This is a genomic window from Paenibacillus sp. FSL M7-0420, assembly GCF_038002345.1.
GTDB lineage: Bacteria > Bacillota > Bacilli > Paenibacillales > Paenibacillaceae > Paenibacillus_AQ.
In genome coordinates this window covers 825,335-841,079 of sequence record NZ_JBBOCJ010000001.1, presented here as the reverse complement: position 1 = coordinate 841,079, position 15,745 = coordinate 825,335, and the positions used below count along the sequence as shown (strand labels likewise).

Genomic DNA, 15,745 nt, shown 5'->3' with positions numbered 1-15,745 from the left:
TTCCTCTGCGCGGCTTCCTTAAGGAAGCGTCAGCGCACTCTGGGGAATAATCATCTGCTTCTGGCTCTGGCTTCTCCACATCAGACTGACGCTGGCATCCCCGCGGTTCTCGTAATACTCTACCTTGATAGCATAGGGGGTACCCGCAGAGAGCGTGATGCTGCCCTCCTTGCTCGCACTGCTTTGGTTCTTCCAGCTGTCGATCAGGAGCTTGCCGCCGATCCATACGCGGATGCCGTCATCCGAAGAAGCGGTGAACGTATACTTTTCACTGTAGAGAGGCTTAAGGGTCCCGGTCCAGCGTACCGAGAATGAATCCTTGGGAAGGCCGGATGCCGGTGAATTCCCATGCCAGTTGAACTGAATGGTACTGTCGTTACGGGTAAGCAGCGGTGTGCCGGACAGGTCCATATTGCCATAATACTGGCCTCTCAGACCGTTCCTTGAGCTTACAGCCGCCGCATGGGTTTTGGCACCCGCTGCGAGCTTGTAATCCTCCCGCGAGACCGTATATTTATGGTTCATGAAGCTTTGAATTTTCACGGTCGGGTTATTCTCCACCAGCATCTTGCCCCATGTCATCGTATATACCCATTTGCTTTGTTTTTGAGACATGATGACAGGGTCTGGCAGCTCTCCGCTCTCCCCGATGCCTATCGGTTTGCCGTCCGCAAGCTTCAGAAGGCTGTCATAATAAGACTGCTTGAAATCATTGTCATAAATGTCGGCGGCCAGAATATCCACCTTGGCGGTGCCGGGAAAATAGGCGGCATACGGCTCAGACGACTTGTTGGGGGCATTCGGATTCCACACCCACAGCAGATTGTTCAGCTTATGCGTATTCACCATGCGGTCATAGACCAGGTCCCACAGCTTCACAAAGTCATCCTTCTGCCCCCACCAGAACCAGCCGCCGTTCATCTCATGATAGGGCCGCCATAACACGGGAACTCCGGCATCCCGCAGCTCACCCAGATACTTGGCCACTTCATCCAGCTCGGCAATCAGAGCCTTATACTGCGGCGTTCCGGGAGTGACGTACTGCTTGAATTGATTCTGGCTAAGCGGCTTCTGCACATTGGTCCATACCGGCGCAGTTCCCGGCAGATTCTGATGGAAGGTCATGGCGACAATGCCGCCGCCCTTATGCCACCGGATGGCGCTGTCCACGACAGCCTGACGCTGCTTGGCAATGGTCGCCTTGGACTGGTTACCTATGGCTCCCAGCTCATAGCCATGCAGAACGGCATAGCGGCCGGTTGTGGTGCGGAGCTTATTATTGAATTCATCGGGGCTCTCCAGGTAATCATGCTGGCCGGATATCATGCCCTTGCCGCTGAGATCGTGGAGATAGCTTAACAGTGCGGAAGCCTCCTTGGAGGCCGAAGGATTAATGGGCTTAATGGGAGCGGCGGCAGGGGCGGCCAGTGTGGTAATCTTGGCATCTGCCGGAAGACTGCGCCCTTCCCCCCATGGAAGCAATGAAAGGATAAGGATAAGAGGAAAAACAGTTGTAAATAGCCTGTACTTACGGTTAGTGTTCAATGTAATCTCCTTTCTCCAGCCACACCGCTTCGGCAGACCCCGGAGCGGTTACGCTTCCCGGATGGTCGTCTATAGCTTAGTAGCCCTGCTGGTAAGCAGGGCCATTAAGAGTGGCTTGCAGGATTTATAATTGTAACGTCTTAACCAGTAACAGCGCCAATGTTGAACACAGCTGCGGACCTTATGAGCTTACGAAGCGGAAGGGAGAAACAGCGCGCTTGCCGGAATGGTTCCTTTGGCCTGGCTTGGACTCTGCCACATCAGCCGCGCTTTTGCATCCCCTTGATTCTCATAATACTCTACCTGAATATCATACAGCTCGCCTGCGGTCAGGCTGATGCTGCCCATGCGTTCGGTGCCGCTCTGCTTCACCCAGCTGTCAATCACAAGCTCACCGTTCACCCGTACGCGGATACCGTCATCGGAATGGGTATAGATCTGATAAGTCTCCGTGTAGAGCGGCTTCATCTTCCCGCTCCAGCGGACAGAGAAAAAGTCTATGCCGAGGGCGGCATCCGGCGAGCCTTGGCGCCAGTTGAAATCAAGCACAGCATCGGTACGCACTACAGCGGGTTCGCCCGATAGCGTCATGTTATTGAAGTATTCCGCGTACAGTCCATTGGCAGCAGGAACTTCTACCGGCAGATCCACCGGTGTTGCTGTAGGAGAAGGAACGGGAGCCGCTGTCGGCGTAGGCACCGGTGTTGGCGTTGGCGTTGGCGTTGGTGTCGGTGCTGGCGTCAGTGTTGGTGCTGGTGTTGGCATTGGTGTCGTTACTGGTGCCGGCGTTGCTGTCTGTGCTGGCGCTACTGTCGCTGCTGGTACCGTTGTCGGTACTGCTGTTGCAGCCGGAGCAGGTATGGATGTGTTGCCTGCTCTGGAGAAAAGCGCACTTGCAGGTACGGTTCCCTTCACCTGGCTGGGGCTCTGCCACATCAGATGGACATTCGCATCGCCTGCATTCTCATAATACTCTACCTTAATATCGTACAGTTGCCCGGCAGTCAAGGCTATGCTTCCTGTGCGGGCAGTTCCGCTCTGCTTGACCCAGCTGTCAATGACTGCTGTGCCGTTCACCCATAAGCGGATACCGTCATCCGATGTAGTATAGAACTGATAGGTCTCGCTGTAAGCCGGCTTAATCTGGCCGGTCCACCGGATCGAGAAGTAGTCCACGCCGAGTGTGGTATTAGGAGTACTCTGACGCCAATTGAAGCTGATGACCTCATCGTTACGCACCATAACCGGTGTCCCCGAGAGTGTCATGTTCTTGAAGTATTCTCCAAGCAACCCATTCTGGCCAGGCTTGCTCTCCGTATCACCGGAGGTTGGGACCGGCTTCGGAATCGGCGCAACGGTTGGTGCCGATGTTGCGGTTGGCGTTGCTGTTGGCGTCGGCGTTGCGGTTGCCGTTGGTGTCGGTGTTACTGTAGGCGCTGGTGTTGCTGTAGGCGTCGGTGTTGCGGTTGGCTTAGGGGCCGCCACTGGAGCAGTCCAGGCCTTATATTGGTCACGGGTCAGTGTGTAGCTGTCATTCATGAAATTCTTGATCGTAGCCGTGCTGTTATTCTCATAGAGCATCTTGCCCCAGTTCATCATGAACACGTAATTCTGCTGGGTCAGCTTCAGCTTCGAGATATTCGGCATTTCACCGTTCTCGCCGATGCCGATCGGTTTGCCGCCAGCCAGGCTGGTCAGATCATCATGATATTTATTCGAGTAGTCGTTATTATATATATCCGCTGCCAGCACATCCACTCTGTCCGCACCCGGATAAGTCCGTGCATAGGGATCAGAGTTGGCATTCGGCGCATTCGGGTTCCATACCCAAATCAGATTATTTAATTGATGAACGTTTACGAAACGGTCATACATAATATTCCATAGAGCTGAGAAATTATCTTTCTTCCCCCACCAGAACCAGCCGCCGTTCATTTCATGGTACGGTCTCCACAGGATGGGAACCTTGGCATCCCGCAGGCTTTTCAGAGAGACGGCTACTTTATCCAGATCGGTGATCAGCGCATTATACTCTGTAGTACCGGGGGTTACGTATTTGTTGAATTGTGCCTGGCTGATTGACTTCTGCACATTGGACCATTCGTACTTGGTGCCCGGCAGGTTCTGGTGGAAGGTCATGGCGACAATGCCGCCCGCTCTGGACCAGTTCGTTGCACTCCAGACAATATTTTTGCGTTGTGCAGCGACTCCGCTCTCACTCTGTCCACCGATTGCTCCAAGCTCATAACCATGCAGTGCGGCGTATTGTCCGCTTGTTCCCTTTAGCTTGTTGCTCAGCTCATCCGGACTCTCGAAATAGTCATGCTGCCCTGTAATAATTCCATTTCCCGAGATATCATACAGATTGTTCAGCAGCTTGACCGCCTCGGCTGAGGCATTAGGGTTCACGGGCGCTCCTGTAGAGGAGGCAGCCTTGACAGTGGACGGGGCGATTCCCAATCCCACGGGTACAGCAGACAATACCACGGCCAGCGACAGCACAGCGCAGAGCAAACGAGACTTACGGTAAGTTTTCACAATATTCTCTTCCTTTCGGTAGCCAGGCTGCCACTCTTGCGAAGGCCCTATAGCTTTGCGTCCCTATCTTTCGATTAGGTTTGCCATTGTCGTTTTGGAAGGATCAATCCCTCTTACCGTAAGTATCGTCGATATGCAAATTTAATGTAGAGTAAAAACAAAATTTGTCTAAAAAATAGTTCTCAATACCTGATTTAAAATTGTAACAATTGGTTAAATAGATAAGTTAGACCTAAGAAATGAACTGATGTAGAGCGATATCCTCCCAGTCCAGAGTAATACGGATATTGTCTTCCTCTACCAGCTCAGAGCCTGTCTGCACCTCAATGAACTCCACATCGGTAAGAGCAAGAATGGCATGCTTGGTCCCTTCCGGTATCCGCACCACATCCCCTGCCTTCACGTTGTGCATCTTCTCGTTAATCACAATGCTTGCTTCGCCGCTGACAAAGGTCCAGATTTCACTGCGTTTGTGATGCAGCTGATAGCTGATATTTTTACCCTCATTGATGAAAATCCGCTTGGTCAGCACCTCGTTGCCTTCATCATATTTCACATAATCGATCACCTTGTAGTGTCCCCAGCGGCGTTCCTCGTACATCGGTCTTTGTTCAAAAGTCTTCAGCACTTCCTTGATCCGCGGACTCTCGGCCTTGTGTGTCACCAGAATGCCGTCCGGGCTGGCGGCGATAATCAGATCCTTCGCCCCGATGACCGTAATCGGAATATCCAGCTCGTTAATGAGGCAGGTGCCCTCGGAATCAGCGGTGATGAAGCCTTTGCCGACATGGTTGCTGGTCATTTCCTCGGTCAGGGTGTTCCAGGTACCCAGGTCCTTCCAGAATCCGGCATAAGGCTGCACGACGATGTTCTCTTCTTTCTCTACCACTTCGTAATCGAAGCTGATGGAGGACAGCAGCTTATACTGCTTCTGCAGCTCCTCGTAATTCAGCGGCAGCCCTTTGCGCTGCAGGATATCCAGCAGGTAGCCCAGACGGAAGGCGAATACTCCGCAGTTCCAGAGCGCTCCCCGGCTGATCAGCTCCTCGGCCTGCACACGGTCAGGCTTCTCCTGGAAGTGGCTCACTTGCAGGTAACCATTCGCTCCCGCATCTGCGCCCGTTGGAATGATGTAGCCGTATTTCTCCGAAGCATGCTCGGGAACTACGCCCATCAGCGCCAGGTTCGCCCCGCTCACCAGCATGGTGTTCTCCAGCTGCAGCACCGTTTCGAAAAAGGAGGATTCCACGTATGGGTCCACCGGCAGAATCGCCACGGTCTCGCTTGGGGACACCCCCGCGATGGAATACAGGTAGGCCGCCGTCAGCGCAATAGCCGGGAAGGTATCCCGCCGCTCCGGCTCCACGATGATCGGCACCCCGCTGCCGAGCTGGCTCTGGATCATCTCCACCTGGCTGCGTCCGGTCGCCAGATAAGAGGACCCGGCCATGCCGTTCTCCTCCAGCTGTCTCCATACCCGTTGTACCATCGATTCCGGTTCACCTGCCGGGCTTTCCAGTACCTTCAGAAATTGCTTGGAGCGTGAGTCATTGGACAACGGCCAGAGCCGCTTGCCGGAGCCGCCTGATAGAAGTACTAGTTTCATAGTGAACCCTCCATATCGTATTGTTATTGGGTATTTCTTGTTGCTGGAATTGTAATTTAAAATCCCGCCTGTTATGAGGGTCGCTGCAAGGAATTTTGGGCTTACGGCCGCTGTTGTATTTGGATTTCTTGATTAAAACCGCTTCTCGCGGTAGAAATCCAAATACAAAGGCGGACGCTAACGCTCCTACAGCTCCAAAATTCCTCTCCGCTCCATTTCATAACAGGCTGTGCTTTTACATCCGCTTCGCCCGCAGGCGAAGCTCCCGGCTAAAGATCCGATATTGCCGGCTTGTTGTAGCGGCAAGGGGGCCGGGCTGCCGCGCTATACTTGCGGCAGCAGCAGTTGAAATCCTGGTTGCCGGCAGCCTGCCTTCACGACAGTGAATCCCTGGTTGCCGCCTACTGTTGCGGCGGAGAAAGATTCAAAAGCTCAAAGACTCTTAAGTGCCGCTTGTTCCAAGGCGTCGCCGCTGAGTTAGCGGCTGGAAAGAACAAGTTCCAAGACATTAGAATTCAAGACCAAGATTCAAGACCGGAATCCAAGACTCTTGTGCCAAGGGCTTGCCGCACAAGTTCGCGGCGGCAGAAGCTGGTTAGTTAAGTACTAGGCACTAGTGCTGCTCAGTTGCTCCATTTGGCTCGAATCCGGGAAATCAGGGGTACTTGTGCTCTTCATTTGCTCGTTCAGCTAACATTCCCGGGATTCAGGTGCACTTGTGCTCTTCATTTACTCATTTAGCCAACTTTCCCGGGATTCAGGTGCACTTGTGCTCTTCATTTACTCATTTGGCCAACTTTCCCGAGATTCAGGTGCACTTGTGCTCTTCATTTACTCATTTAGCTAACTTTCCCGGGATTCAGGTGCACTTGTGCTCTTCATTTACTCATTTAGCCAACTTCCCCGCGATTCAGGTGCACTTGTGCTCTTCATTTCCGCTTCCAGCCAACTTTCAGCGCATTCAATGGGATTTATCCCTCTCATTTCGCCGGCCAGCCCACTTTCGACGCATTCAAGGGGATTTATCCCTCTCATTCCGCCGTCCAGCCCGCTTTCAGCGCATTTAATGGGATTTATCCCTCTCATTCCGCCGTTCAGCCCACTTTCAGCGCATTCAAGGGGATTTATCCCTCTCATTTCGCCGTCCAGCCCGCTTTCGGCGCATTTAATGGGATTTATCCCTCTCATTCGCCGTGCGGCCCACTGCCGGCGCACTCCGCCAGAGAGATTAGACCGCGCCAGCCACGCTGGCGGAGAATCCGCTAAGCCCGCCCATCTGCGGGCGGCCAACGGAGATATATTCGAGGCCGGTGCCTTCGATCTGCTCTTTGGTGTAGACATTGCGGCCGTCGATCAGCAGTGGGCGGCGCATGGTGCCCGCAAGCACGTGCAGGTTGATCTCCTTGAACTGGCTCCAGTCGGTCAGCAGGCAGACGGCATCGCTGCCCTCGGCAGCTTCTTCGGCCAGCCCGCACCAGCGGAGCTGCGGGTGATCGTACTCGCGCCGGAAATTCTCGGCAGCGATGGGATCATACAGCTTCACGATGGCGCCCTCGGCGACCAGCGCCTCGACGATCTCACGGGCCGGGGCCTCACGGACATCATCGGTATTGGGCTTGAACGCAAGCCCCCAGATGCCGATGACCGCGCCGCGCAGGCTGCCGAGCGATTCATGGAGCTTGGAGATAATCATGAAGCGCTGGCCTTTATTGACTTCAACGACGGATTTGAGCAGCTTGAACTCATAATCCACGTTACCGGCAATCTGGATCAGCGCGTTGGTGTCCTTCGGGAAGCATGAGCCGCCATAACCGATACCGGCCTGCAGGAAGGTCGAACCGATTCTCTGGTCCATCCCCATGCCGCCTGCGACTTCGGTGACATCCGCTCCTACCTTTTCGCAAATGTTGGCAATCTCATTAATGAACGAGATCTTCGTCGCCAGAAAAGCATTCGAAGCATATTTGATCATCTCGGCGCTGCGGATATCCGTGACGAATACGTTGTCCGTAAATCCCTGATGAAGCTCGCGCATCGTGGGCTCAAGCGCCGGATTATCCAGTCCGATCACGATCCGGTCGGGATGAAGCGTATCGCGGATTGCGGAGCCTTCACGGAGGAATTCAGGCGCAGAGACGATATCGAAGGGATGATTCGTGAGGGAGGAGATCAGCTGGCGGATTCGCTCATTGGTGCCGACAGGAACAGTTGACTTGGTCATAATGATCTTGTAGCCTTCCATCGCCTGCGCAATCTCGGCAGCCGCCCCTTCGATATATCTCAGGTCGGCTTCGCCGCCCGGCAGGGAGGGTGTACCCACGGCCAGAATGACGATATCGGAGCGGCGGACCGACTCCTGAAGATCGGACGAGAAGCTCAGCCGCCCCTCGCGCAGATTCATTTCGATCAGGGCTTCAATGCCCGGCTCATAGATGGGAGATTCCATCCGGTTCAGCTTATTGATTTTCTCCTCATCCTTATCCACACAGATGACATGATTTCCATTTAGGGTAAAGCATACGCCTGATACAAGTCCTACATAGCCGGTACCAATAACTGCGAGTTTCATACTTTCATCCTCCTTTTAGGAAATTGACGTAGGCCTGTTCCACATACTGCTTGAACTGAACCATAAACGCCTGCTCATCGAATTTGCGTGCATGGCCCATAATCTGGTCGATATCCCACGCATAGGACTCCACCTCATCAATGGCCTTAAGCAAATCATCAACTTCCTGGTGCTGGAAAAACACGCCGTTAACGTATGGAATAATCGTGTCGAGCGCTCCCCCAGCCTGATAGGCGATGACCGGCCTTCCTGCGGCATTCGCCTCCAGCGGCGTAATACCGAAATCCTCTTCCCCGGGAAAAACAAACGCCCGGCACTGGGACATCAGCCCTGTGACTTCCTGATCCTCCAGCCGGCCCAGAAACGATACATTCCCCTTGGCCATGCCTTCCAGACGCTTCCTGTCCGGTCCGTCCCCGACAATATACAGCTTGAGACCGTTACGGTTGAACGCCTCCACCGCCAGATCGATCCGCTTGTAGGAGACCAGCCGCGAGACAATCAGATAATAATCGCCAATGCTCGGGGAGCTGGTGAAGCGGGCCGTATTGATCGGCGGGAAAATCACATCGGAATCCCGGTGGTAATAATTCTGAATCCGCGTCTTCACGACTGAGGAGTTGGCGACGAACTGGTTCACATTTTTGGAGGTGCGCTGATCCCAGTTCTTGAGCCGCTGCATATACACCTTAAGCAGTCTTTTGAATAATCCGGAATTCGATTGCCGCTCCATGTACGTGTCATAGTCCCAGGCGAAGCGCATCGGCGTATGACAGTAGCACAGATGGAAGGTGGACTCGGGCACCTGGATGCTTTTCATAAAAGCACTGCTGGAGCTAAGAACGATATCATACCCGCTGAAGTCCAAATCGCGGACAGCCATGGGGTAGAGCGGGAGCACCCCTTTGAAGTTGCGCTTCACTCCCGGAATCTTCTGCAGCCAGGAGGCCCGGATATCGGCATCTTTGAGGTTATCGGTCAGGCGGCTTCCGTTAAAAACCGTTGTGAAGATCGGAGCCTCCGGGTACATGTGATGAAAAACCTCCACCACCCGTTCCGCCCCGCCCATCTGGATTAAATAATCGTGCGCTATCGCAATTTTCATGTGAATCATCCTCAAAGTTTTATGGAGCAGCATCATTAAGCAGTACACGCATGGCTAGAGACAGATATGATGCAAGCCTTAAGCATTATGGAGCGGGAAGGTCAGGTAACTGCCAGCAGACCTTTGTAGTAAGCGACAATATCCTTGACCGTGTTCTCGATGACAAAATGCTCTTTCACCCGTCTCATTCCATTGTCCGCCATCCGTCTACGCTCTTCGGGATGGTTCAGCATCCAGGTGATGGAGTCTGCAAGTACAGTAGCATCTCCCGGCTGGATCAGCAGTCCTGTCTCACCAGGAACCACGATCTCCACCGGTCCGCCTTCATTGGAGGCAATCACCGGCAGTCCGGCTGCCATGCCTTCGACGATGACCTGGCCGAACGGCTCAGGGGTAATCGACGTATGGATCAACAGATCCGCTTGGTTCATGAGTCCTTGTATATCATCTACATGACCCAGCAGGCTGACATTGGTGATGTCCCCCTGCTGCATCTGCGCAATTAATTCCTGCTTGTATTCTTCCTCTCCGAACAGAGCGTCACCGGCCAGCCAGAACTTCACGCGGCTGTCGTGCTTGAAGGCCTTGGCCGCTTCCAGCACAATATGCTGGCCTTTCCAGTGGGCAAGCCGTCCGACCAGCAGGACATTGAAGTCCTTCTGATCCCGCTTGCCGATCCCTTCGCCGATTGCCTTGGCGAACGCCGAGTAGACGACCAGCGTCTTCTTCGAGCGCGGCAGCTCCAGCGCATTCAGCGTGGAGTGGGAATTGGCAATGACCCCGTTCGGCAGCAGGCGTGACAGCAGCCGGATCGCCTTGGCGACAACCGGCTTCAGATAAGGCGCCCCGATGTGGTCCCGGATGTGCCAGATCAGCGGCACGCCCGCTTTTTTGGCAGCGACGGCTCCGTAGAAGGCCGATTTCAATGAATTGGTATGCACACAATCCACCTTCTCTTCCTTCAGCAGCGGGGCAAGCTTGCGGCCATAAGCCAGCAGCTTCATCGCTGCCGCCGGAGCGCCGAGGTTCACGGCATTGCGGCCGCGGCTGCGGATGCTCTCATCCAGCGGGATAATGCGGACATCAATGCCCTTCTCCCGCAGACGTTCGGCAAGCGTGCCTTCCTCCGCCAGGATCACCAGCGGCTCAATCTGCTCACCAATGTTGGTGAGGATGTTGAACAGGGCGACCTCTCCTCCGCTCCATTTGGCGGTGTGGTCGATATAAGCGACTTTGATCATCCTACGCTCACACCCTTTCCCAAGGTTTCGAGGAATACAGACTCAATCTTGTCGCCTACATGCTGCCAGGTGTACTTCTCCAGCACATGATTCCGGCATTCCTCCCGGCCCGGCAGCAGCTTGCGGTTGCTCAGCATATGGATCATGCCTTCCGCCATATCATCGCTGGCCGCACTCTTGAACAGCAGCTCCGGCCGGAAGCCCTGGAGGATCTCCTTGTTGCCGCCAACCGGCGTAGCCATCACCGGCAGTCCCGAGGCCAAGGCCTCAACGGTGATCAGGCCGAAGCCTTCCAGTGCCTGGGAAGGGACGACGAACATGTCGGCTGCCTGATAATAGGAGGCCAGCTCATGATCGGGAATGTAGCCGAGCAGGCGGACCTTGTTGCCCAGCCCGTAATCGGCGATCCGTTCTTCCAGCTCCCCGCGCAGCGGGCCCTTGCCCCCGATCAGCAGAATCGCATTCGGGAACCGCTCTCCCACCTGCTTCCAGGCTTCAAGCAGCTGCAGCAGCCCCATCCGGTTCATCAGCCGGCGGACGGTCAGGACCGTTGTTGCGCCTTCCGGCAGATTCAGCGTCCGGCGGACCGCCAGCCGATTGGGGGCGGGTGTGAACCGCTCGACATTGGCCGCTCCCGGAATGACGGTGATCTTATGCAGCGGCACACCGTGCAGTTCATGCAGCATGTTACGGAAGTATTCGCTGAGGACGATGAATTTGTCCGCCAGCTTGTAAGCCTTATGTTCTATCGATTTGGCAATCGTTGTTTTGACCTTATGCTTGATGCCTTGACCTTCGATCTTCATCTCTTCGTTCCACGGGCCGTGGAAGGTCATGATGACCGGAATGCCCCGCTTCTTCGCTTCAATCGCCGGCCCGATGCCATAAGGGGCGAAGTGGGTGTAGAGGATATCAATCCGCCCGCTGCCATCTCCCATCAGGGAGGCCGCCTTGCGCTGGAAGGCATCCTTGCGCTTCCAGATCGTCTCCTTCGGATCACCGGCGTTGTGGATGATCAGTTCCTTCGGCGTCTCCGGCGTTTCCTGGCTGCAGATCAGGGCATGCACCCGGTTCCGTGAGGAGAGCTGCTCACACACGGATTTGAAATAGGTGTTCAGTCCTCCAGGCTGTAACGAGGGCCAGCTGAGGCCGGTCGTCATAATGTTGAGTCCGTCATTGTACGACATAGCTTCTCTCCCCCTTGTTCTCCTGCTCGGCCTGACCCGCTTCGTTATGCCGGGCCAGCCTGCCTGCGCTGTGTAATTCGTAATGCTTGAAGCCGACCATGAATTCATACATCACCCAGAAGACGGATACCGCGAAGCCCGAGATGCCTTTCTTGAACAGGCCATGCAGGAAATACTTCTGCAGGAACCGTGCGGGCGGACGCAGGAGCAGGTGGCTCAGCTTGAACGGCTTGCCGCTGGCGAACGCACTCTCTGCTTCCAGATCAGTGTATTTGTTGAACCGGGCGACATGATCGTTGATGCTGCGGAAGCCTTGATGCCACAGCGTTCCGTTCAGCTTCACCGTCCGTTCCTCGGACACCTCGGGCATCTCATGCACCAGAGAGTTGCGGATACCGTATTCCTTGCGGTTATACAGCCGCACCAGATACTCGCCTTTATCCAGCCATTTGCCGAGGAAGTCGCCAATCCGGTACAGCGAGAACGCCACTGTAGCATCGGTCAGTCCCGGCTTGCGCTCCAGGATATCCCGGGCCAGCTCCTCGCTGACCACTTCGTCGGTATCAATCAGGAAGACCCAATCATGGATGGCACGTTCCACTCCGAATTCCCTTTGCTTCGCATATCCGGGCCATGGGTTGACATACACCCGGCATCCCAGGCTCTCGGATAGCCCTACGGTCCCGTCTGTGCTTCCTCCGTCGATTACCACCACCTCATCGGCGAATAACCGGCAGGACTGAATGGCTTTGGATATCCGAACTTCGTCGTCCTGGGCAATGATGACCGCCGAGATCGGGTAGCTTCCCCGGCCGCCAAGCACGCTTGTTACTGAATCCATGATAGGTATCCTCCTTCTGATGGTCCGGTGTGTGTCGTCGCTCCGAGAAAAGTTTGGGCTTACGGCCGCTGTTGTGTTTAGATTTCCTGATTAGAACCGCTTTTCGCGGTAGAAATCCAAACACAAAGGCGGACGCATTCGCTCCTACAGCTCCAAATTTTCTCTACGTTCCTCCAAGCACCGTCCCATGGTTTTTTAAGCAGATAAGGGGCTCGCATCGTGTCTCTGCTCGCTGAAACAAATACAAACCATTTGATTCATAAGCAAAACACTTGAATCAAACCCTTAACTGCCTAGACATCCTCTACACATCCATAGGTTTCTTACGAATATACGAATTCATCGTCGTCTTCATCCACTGAAGGTCCTGGGCGTTAATGAGCAGCCGCGGAAGCTTAACCTTCAGGTTGTACCTGATATTGAGAATAATGAACAAGAACCGCAGCACAGCTGATGAGAGCATAGCCACTCCGGCTCCGAACAGTCCGAACTTCGGCACCAGCAGGAAGAGCAGCGGAATCACAAGGATCAGGCCGACCCCCTGTAGGATGGATACGAACTTCGGCTTGCCCAGCGCCATGAACACCTGAGCCAGAATCAGCGTCCCGCCGCTGATGGTTACTTCCAGCAGCAGCAGGCGGAACACGGTAAGCGCGGTATTGAAATCCTTGCCGTAGAGCAGCGGGATGACAAAGGGCGCTACCAGCATCAGGAACACTGCGCCTAGCAGAGTACAGGTAGTACTGATCCGGAAAGCCTTGAACGTAAGGGCAACCGCTTCGTCCTTCGACATCTCGGAGGCCTTCGGGAAGAGCACCACCGTGATCGAATTCGCGAAGAAGTTCACCATACGCGACAGGCTGACCGCTACCGCATAGAGCCCCAGATCTGCCGGTCTCAGTAATCCGGCAATGATGATCTGGTCTATGTATACCGAGAATTGTCCGAGCAGGTCGTTTCCGTAGGAGCCCAGACCATAGGTGAACAATCTTTTGAAATTAAGATAGGAATCCCTGAGCTTGACCTTGTAGGTCCGCAGCAGCAGGATGGTCATCCAGATGAACAGCGGAGCCGACGGAACCAGATAAGCCAGTGCAGTTGTATAAGGATTCATGTAACCGGTCAGGATCAGAATCCCGATGGCTCCCAGTGTCAGCAGCGGCACCAGGTACCGCATCCAGTTGAAGGTCTTGTAATCCCCTCTGAACTGGAAGGCCGCGTTGTTGATCTGCGACACCACAATCAGCGGGCAGAGAATCATCGACCACTGGGCGAAGACCACTACCTCATGACTGAAGGACCCCAGCCAATAAGGCAGCACGAGTATCCCGACTGTCATGGCGATGGTTCCGAATGTCAGGCCGATCAGCAGGGCGATCCGGTACAACACCCCGGCTTCCTCCGGATTCTTCTTGGCGTTATAGATCAGCGCCGAGGGAATGCCGAAGCTCATGCTGAAGGCCAGGAACTGTGACCAGTTCACCATCGCTGTCTGCTCCCCCCGGCCTGACGGGCCGAGATAACGGGCGGTCAGGACGCCGGTCAGCATATTGACCAGCAGGATCAGCACGCTGACGAACATCGTTTTGACAGCAGCCGAGCTATTGTCCTTACTCTTCGTGAATCTCCGGAAGGTGGACCATACCCGGTTAGCGGGTAGTGATTTGGCGCTTGACTGCTGCATGCGGTAGTCCCTTCTTTCTGCTTTGAGTGAGCTCCTTGGCACTGAGGCCAAGTCCGATCAGCATCCAGATCAGATACCCCTTAAGACCGGGAAAGCCGTTATCCGATATCAGGCTGGCTACAGCACCCATCCACGCCGCCAGCGCCAGTCTGGCGTAAGGCTGAAGTTCATTCCTGCGGGTGACTCTGGCGCCGATCTCCTTGATGACCGCACCGAGCGCTCCGAAGAAGAACAATGCGCCGAGTACACCGAAGGTCAGCAGCAGCGCGATGAAGCCGTTATCCATATTGCCGTATTCCCCCAGCTCTCCGCCGTTTCCAAGCTTGGTGCCCTGGCCTACACTGCCGATCCCCTGCCCTACCGGATTGCCTGCCACCATCGGCAGCATGTTGGTCCAGAGGCTGAGGCGTTCATTGTAGGAATGATCCTCCTGCACGGAGGTCAGCGTCTCCATCCGGGCCACCAGCCCCTCTGCTCCAGGAAGCTTAGGCACGATCCAGAACAGCGCGGCTGCCACGAATGCGAGCTGCAGCAGCGTCTTCCATTTGCCCTTGGAGGGAGAGGAAGCGATGTAGACCAGCAGCATCACCAGCAGGACCAGCCATGCGGAACGGACGAGCGTAGTCAGCAGGCAGACTACTACGAGCAGAACACCGAGCCAGCGCAGAGTACCCTGCCATCTTTTCTCCAGAATCATCGGCACCAGGGCGAAGACCAGGAAGGTTGCAGCCGGACCCGGAGAGTTCAGGGTCGAGAAGACCCGGATCTCCAGCGGATAGGGGGTCCCGATTGAGATCATATCGGCATTCCGCATCCAGAAGGCGTCCCAGGGGGGAACGGTCAGATACTGCACAATCCCGTAGACCGCAACCAGTACGGCTATGTTGGCAAAAGCGTACAGCAGCCGGTCGATATCCTTCGGCTTAAACGGCGTCACCGCGAAGAAAGGAATCAGCAGCAGCGGTACGATGTAATTCGCCAGATCGTATACCGAGCCGATGCCGTTCTTCGCCAGACCAATCAATGCGCCGTAGGCCAGAGCGATGGAGAACAGCAGAATAATCCGGGTGGAGGACTTGCGGATCCGGTGAATTTCCCGCAGCACCGGAATGGCTAAGGTCGCTCCGGTCAGCAGCGGGGCCAGACTGAGCAGAGATACGGAATGATACACGCCTTCGTACCAGTCTGCAATCCGCCGCAGCTCCGGGGCAACCGCCCAGATCAGCAGCGTGTACGGGATGAGCATCCGTGTATTCAGCAAGGCCAGCAGCAAGGCCGGAAAGAGGATGCCTGCCAGAATGATGCCCTGCAGGCTGTTCGATGCGCTCAGGTTCGCACTGGCGAAGCCGATCGCAAGCGGCAGGGCCAGCGCCGAAGCGCAGATCAAGGTCATCATTACAGCCGACTTCACGGCTTGTGCCGATGGAAG

10 protein-coding genes and 1 riboswitch are annotated in these 15,745 nt (G+C 55.1%); all 10 genes read right to left on the bottom strand.

Going from position 1 to position 15,745, the window contains the following annotated elements:
- Positions 1-18: 18 nt before the first annotated feature.
- Positions 19-1,545, bottom strand: coding sequence for a glycosyl hydrolase (locus tag MKX51_RS03570; protein WP_340991224.1), 1,527 nt, complete (start codon positions 1,543-1,545; stop codon positions 19-21).
- A 189-nt stretch (positions 1,546-1,734) separates the two neighbouring features.
- The gene (locus MKX51_RS03565; RefSeq protein ID WP_340991223.1) at positions 1,735-4,083 is read right to left on the bottom strand and encodes a PA14 domain-containing protein; all 2,349 of its coding nucleotides are present in this window, start codon (positions 4,081-4,083) and stop codon (positions 1,735-1,737) included.
- A 14-nt stretch (positions 4,084-4,097) separates the two neighbouring features.
- Positions 4,098-4,178: riboswitch (cyclic di-GMP riboswitch) on the bottom strand.
- Between the two features lie 137 nt (positions 4,179-4,315).
- The gene (locus tag MKX51_RS03560) at positions 4,316-5,689 is read right to left on the bottom strand and encodes a sugar phosphate nucleotidyltransferase (RefSeq protein WP_340991222.1); all 1,374 of its coding nucleotides are present in this window, start codon (positions 5,687-5,689) and stop codon (positions 4,316-4,318) included.
- A 1,228-nt stretch (positions 5,690-6,917) separates the two neighbouring features.
- Complete coding sequence (locus MKX51_RS03555; RefSeq protein WP_340943837.1) at positions 6,918-8,258, bottom strand: UDP-glucose dehydrogenase family protein; 1,341 nt, start codon at positions 8,256-8,258, stop codon at positions 6,918-6,920.
- 4 nt (positions 8,259-8,262) lie between these two features.
- Positions 8,263-9,363 carry a glycosyltransferase gene (locus MKX51_RS03550; protein WP_340943840.1) on the bottom strand — a complete coding sequence of 367 codons (1,101 nt, stop codon included), beginning with the start codon at positions 9,361-9,363 and terminating at the stop codon, positions 8,263-8,265.
- 101 nt (positions 9,364-9,464) lie between these two features.
- Positions 9,465-10,604 carry a glycosyltransferase family 4 protein gene (locus tag MKX51_RS03545; protein ID WP_340991221.1) on the bottom strand — a complete coding sequence of 380 codons (1,140 nt, stop codon included), beginning with the start codon at positions 10,602-10,604 and terminating at the stop codon, positions 9,465-9,467.
- On the bottom strand, positions 10,601-11,791 hold the full coding sequence (locus tag MKX51_RS03540) for a glycosyltransferase family 4 protein (RefSeq protein WP_340991220.1): 1,191 nt from the start codon (positions 11,789-11,791) through the stop codon (positions 10,601-10,603). Before MKX51_RS03540 ends, MKX51_RS03545 begins: the two co-directional genes overlap by 4 nt.
- Entirely contained in the window at positions 11,778-12,632 is an 855-nt protein-coding gene (locus MKX51_RS03535) for a glycosyltransferase family 2 protein (protein ID WP_076078988.1), read from the bottom strand. The genes MKX51_RS03540 and MKX51_RS03535 overlap by 14 nt, the downstream gene beginning before the upstream one ends.
- Before the next feature lie 304 nt (positions 12,633-12,936).
- The gene (locus tag MKX51_RS03530; RefSeq protein WP_340943848.1) at positions 12,937-14,316 is read right to left on the bottom strand and encodes an oligosaccharide flippase family protein; all 1,380 of its coding nucleotides are present in this window, start codon (positions 14,314-14,316) and stop codon (positions 12,937-12,939) included.
- Positions 14,282-15,712, bottom strand: a complete 1,431-nt coding sequence (locus tag MKX51_RS03525) for an O-antigen ligase family protein (protein ID WP_340995489.1) — start codon at positions 15,710-15,712, stop codon at positions 14,282-14,284. The genes MKX51_RS03530 and MKX51_RS03525 overlap by 35 nt, the downstream gene beginning before the upstream one ends.
- Positions 15,713-15,745: the final 33 nt, after the last annotated feature.

Excerpts from the sequence above, each read along its gene's own strand:
- MKX51_RS03525 (WP_340995489.1), bottom strand. The coding sequence starts at position 15,712 with ATGATGACCTTGATCTGCGCTTCGGCGCTGGCCCTGCCGCTTGCGATC.
- MKX51_RS03535 (WP_076078988.1), bottom strand. The coding sequence starts at position 12,632 with ATGGATTCAGTAACAAGCGTGCTTGGCGGCCGGGGAAGCTACCCGATC.
- MKX51_RS03555 (WP_340943837.1), bottom strand. The coding sequence starts at position 8,258 with ATGAAACTCGCAGTTATTGGTACCGGCTATGTAGGACTTGTATCAGGC.
- MKX51_RS03560 (WP_340991222.1), bottom strand. The coding sequence starts at position 5,689 with ATGAAACTAGTACTTCTATCAGGCGGCTCCGGCAAGCGGCTCTGGCCG.
- MKX51_RS03530 (WP_340943848.1), bottom strand. The coding sequence starts at position 14,316 with ATGCAGCAGTCAAGCGCCAAATCACTACCCGCTAACCGGGTATGGTCC.
- MKX51_RS03540 (WP_340991220.1), bottom strand. The coding sequence starts at position 11,791 with ATGTCGTACAATGACGGACTCAACATTATGACGACCGGCCTCAGCTGG.
- MKX51_RS03550 (WP_340943840.1), bottom strand. The coding sequence starts at position 9,363 with ATGAAAATTGCGATAGCGCACGATTATTTAATCCAGATGGGCGGGGCG.
- MKX51_RS03545 (WP_340991221.1), bottom strand. The coding sequence starts at position 10,604 with ATGATCAAAGTCGCTTATATCGACCACACCGCCAAATGGAGCGGAGGA.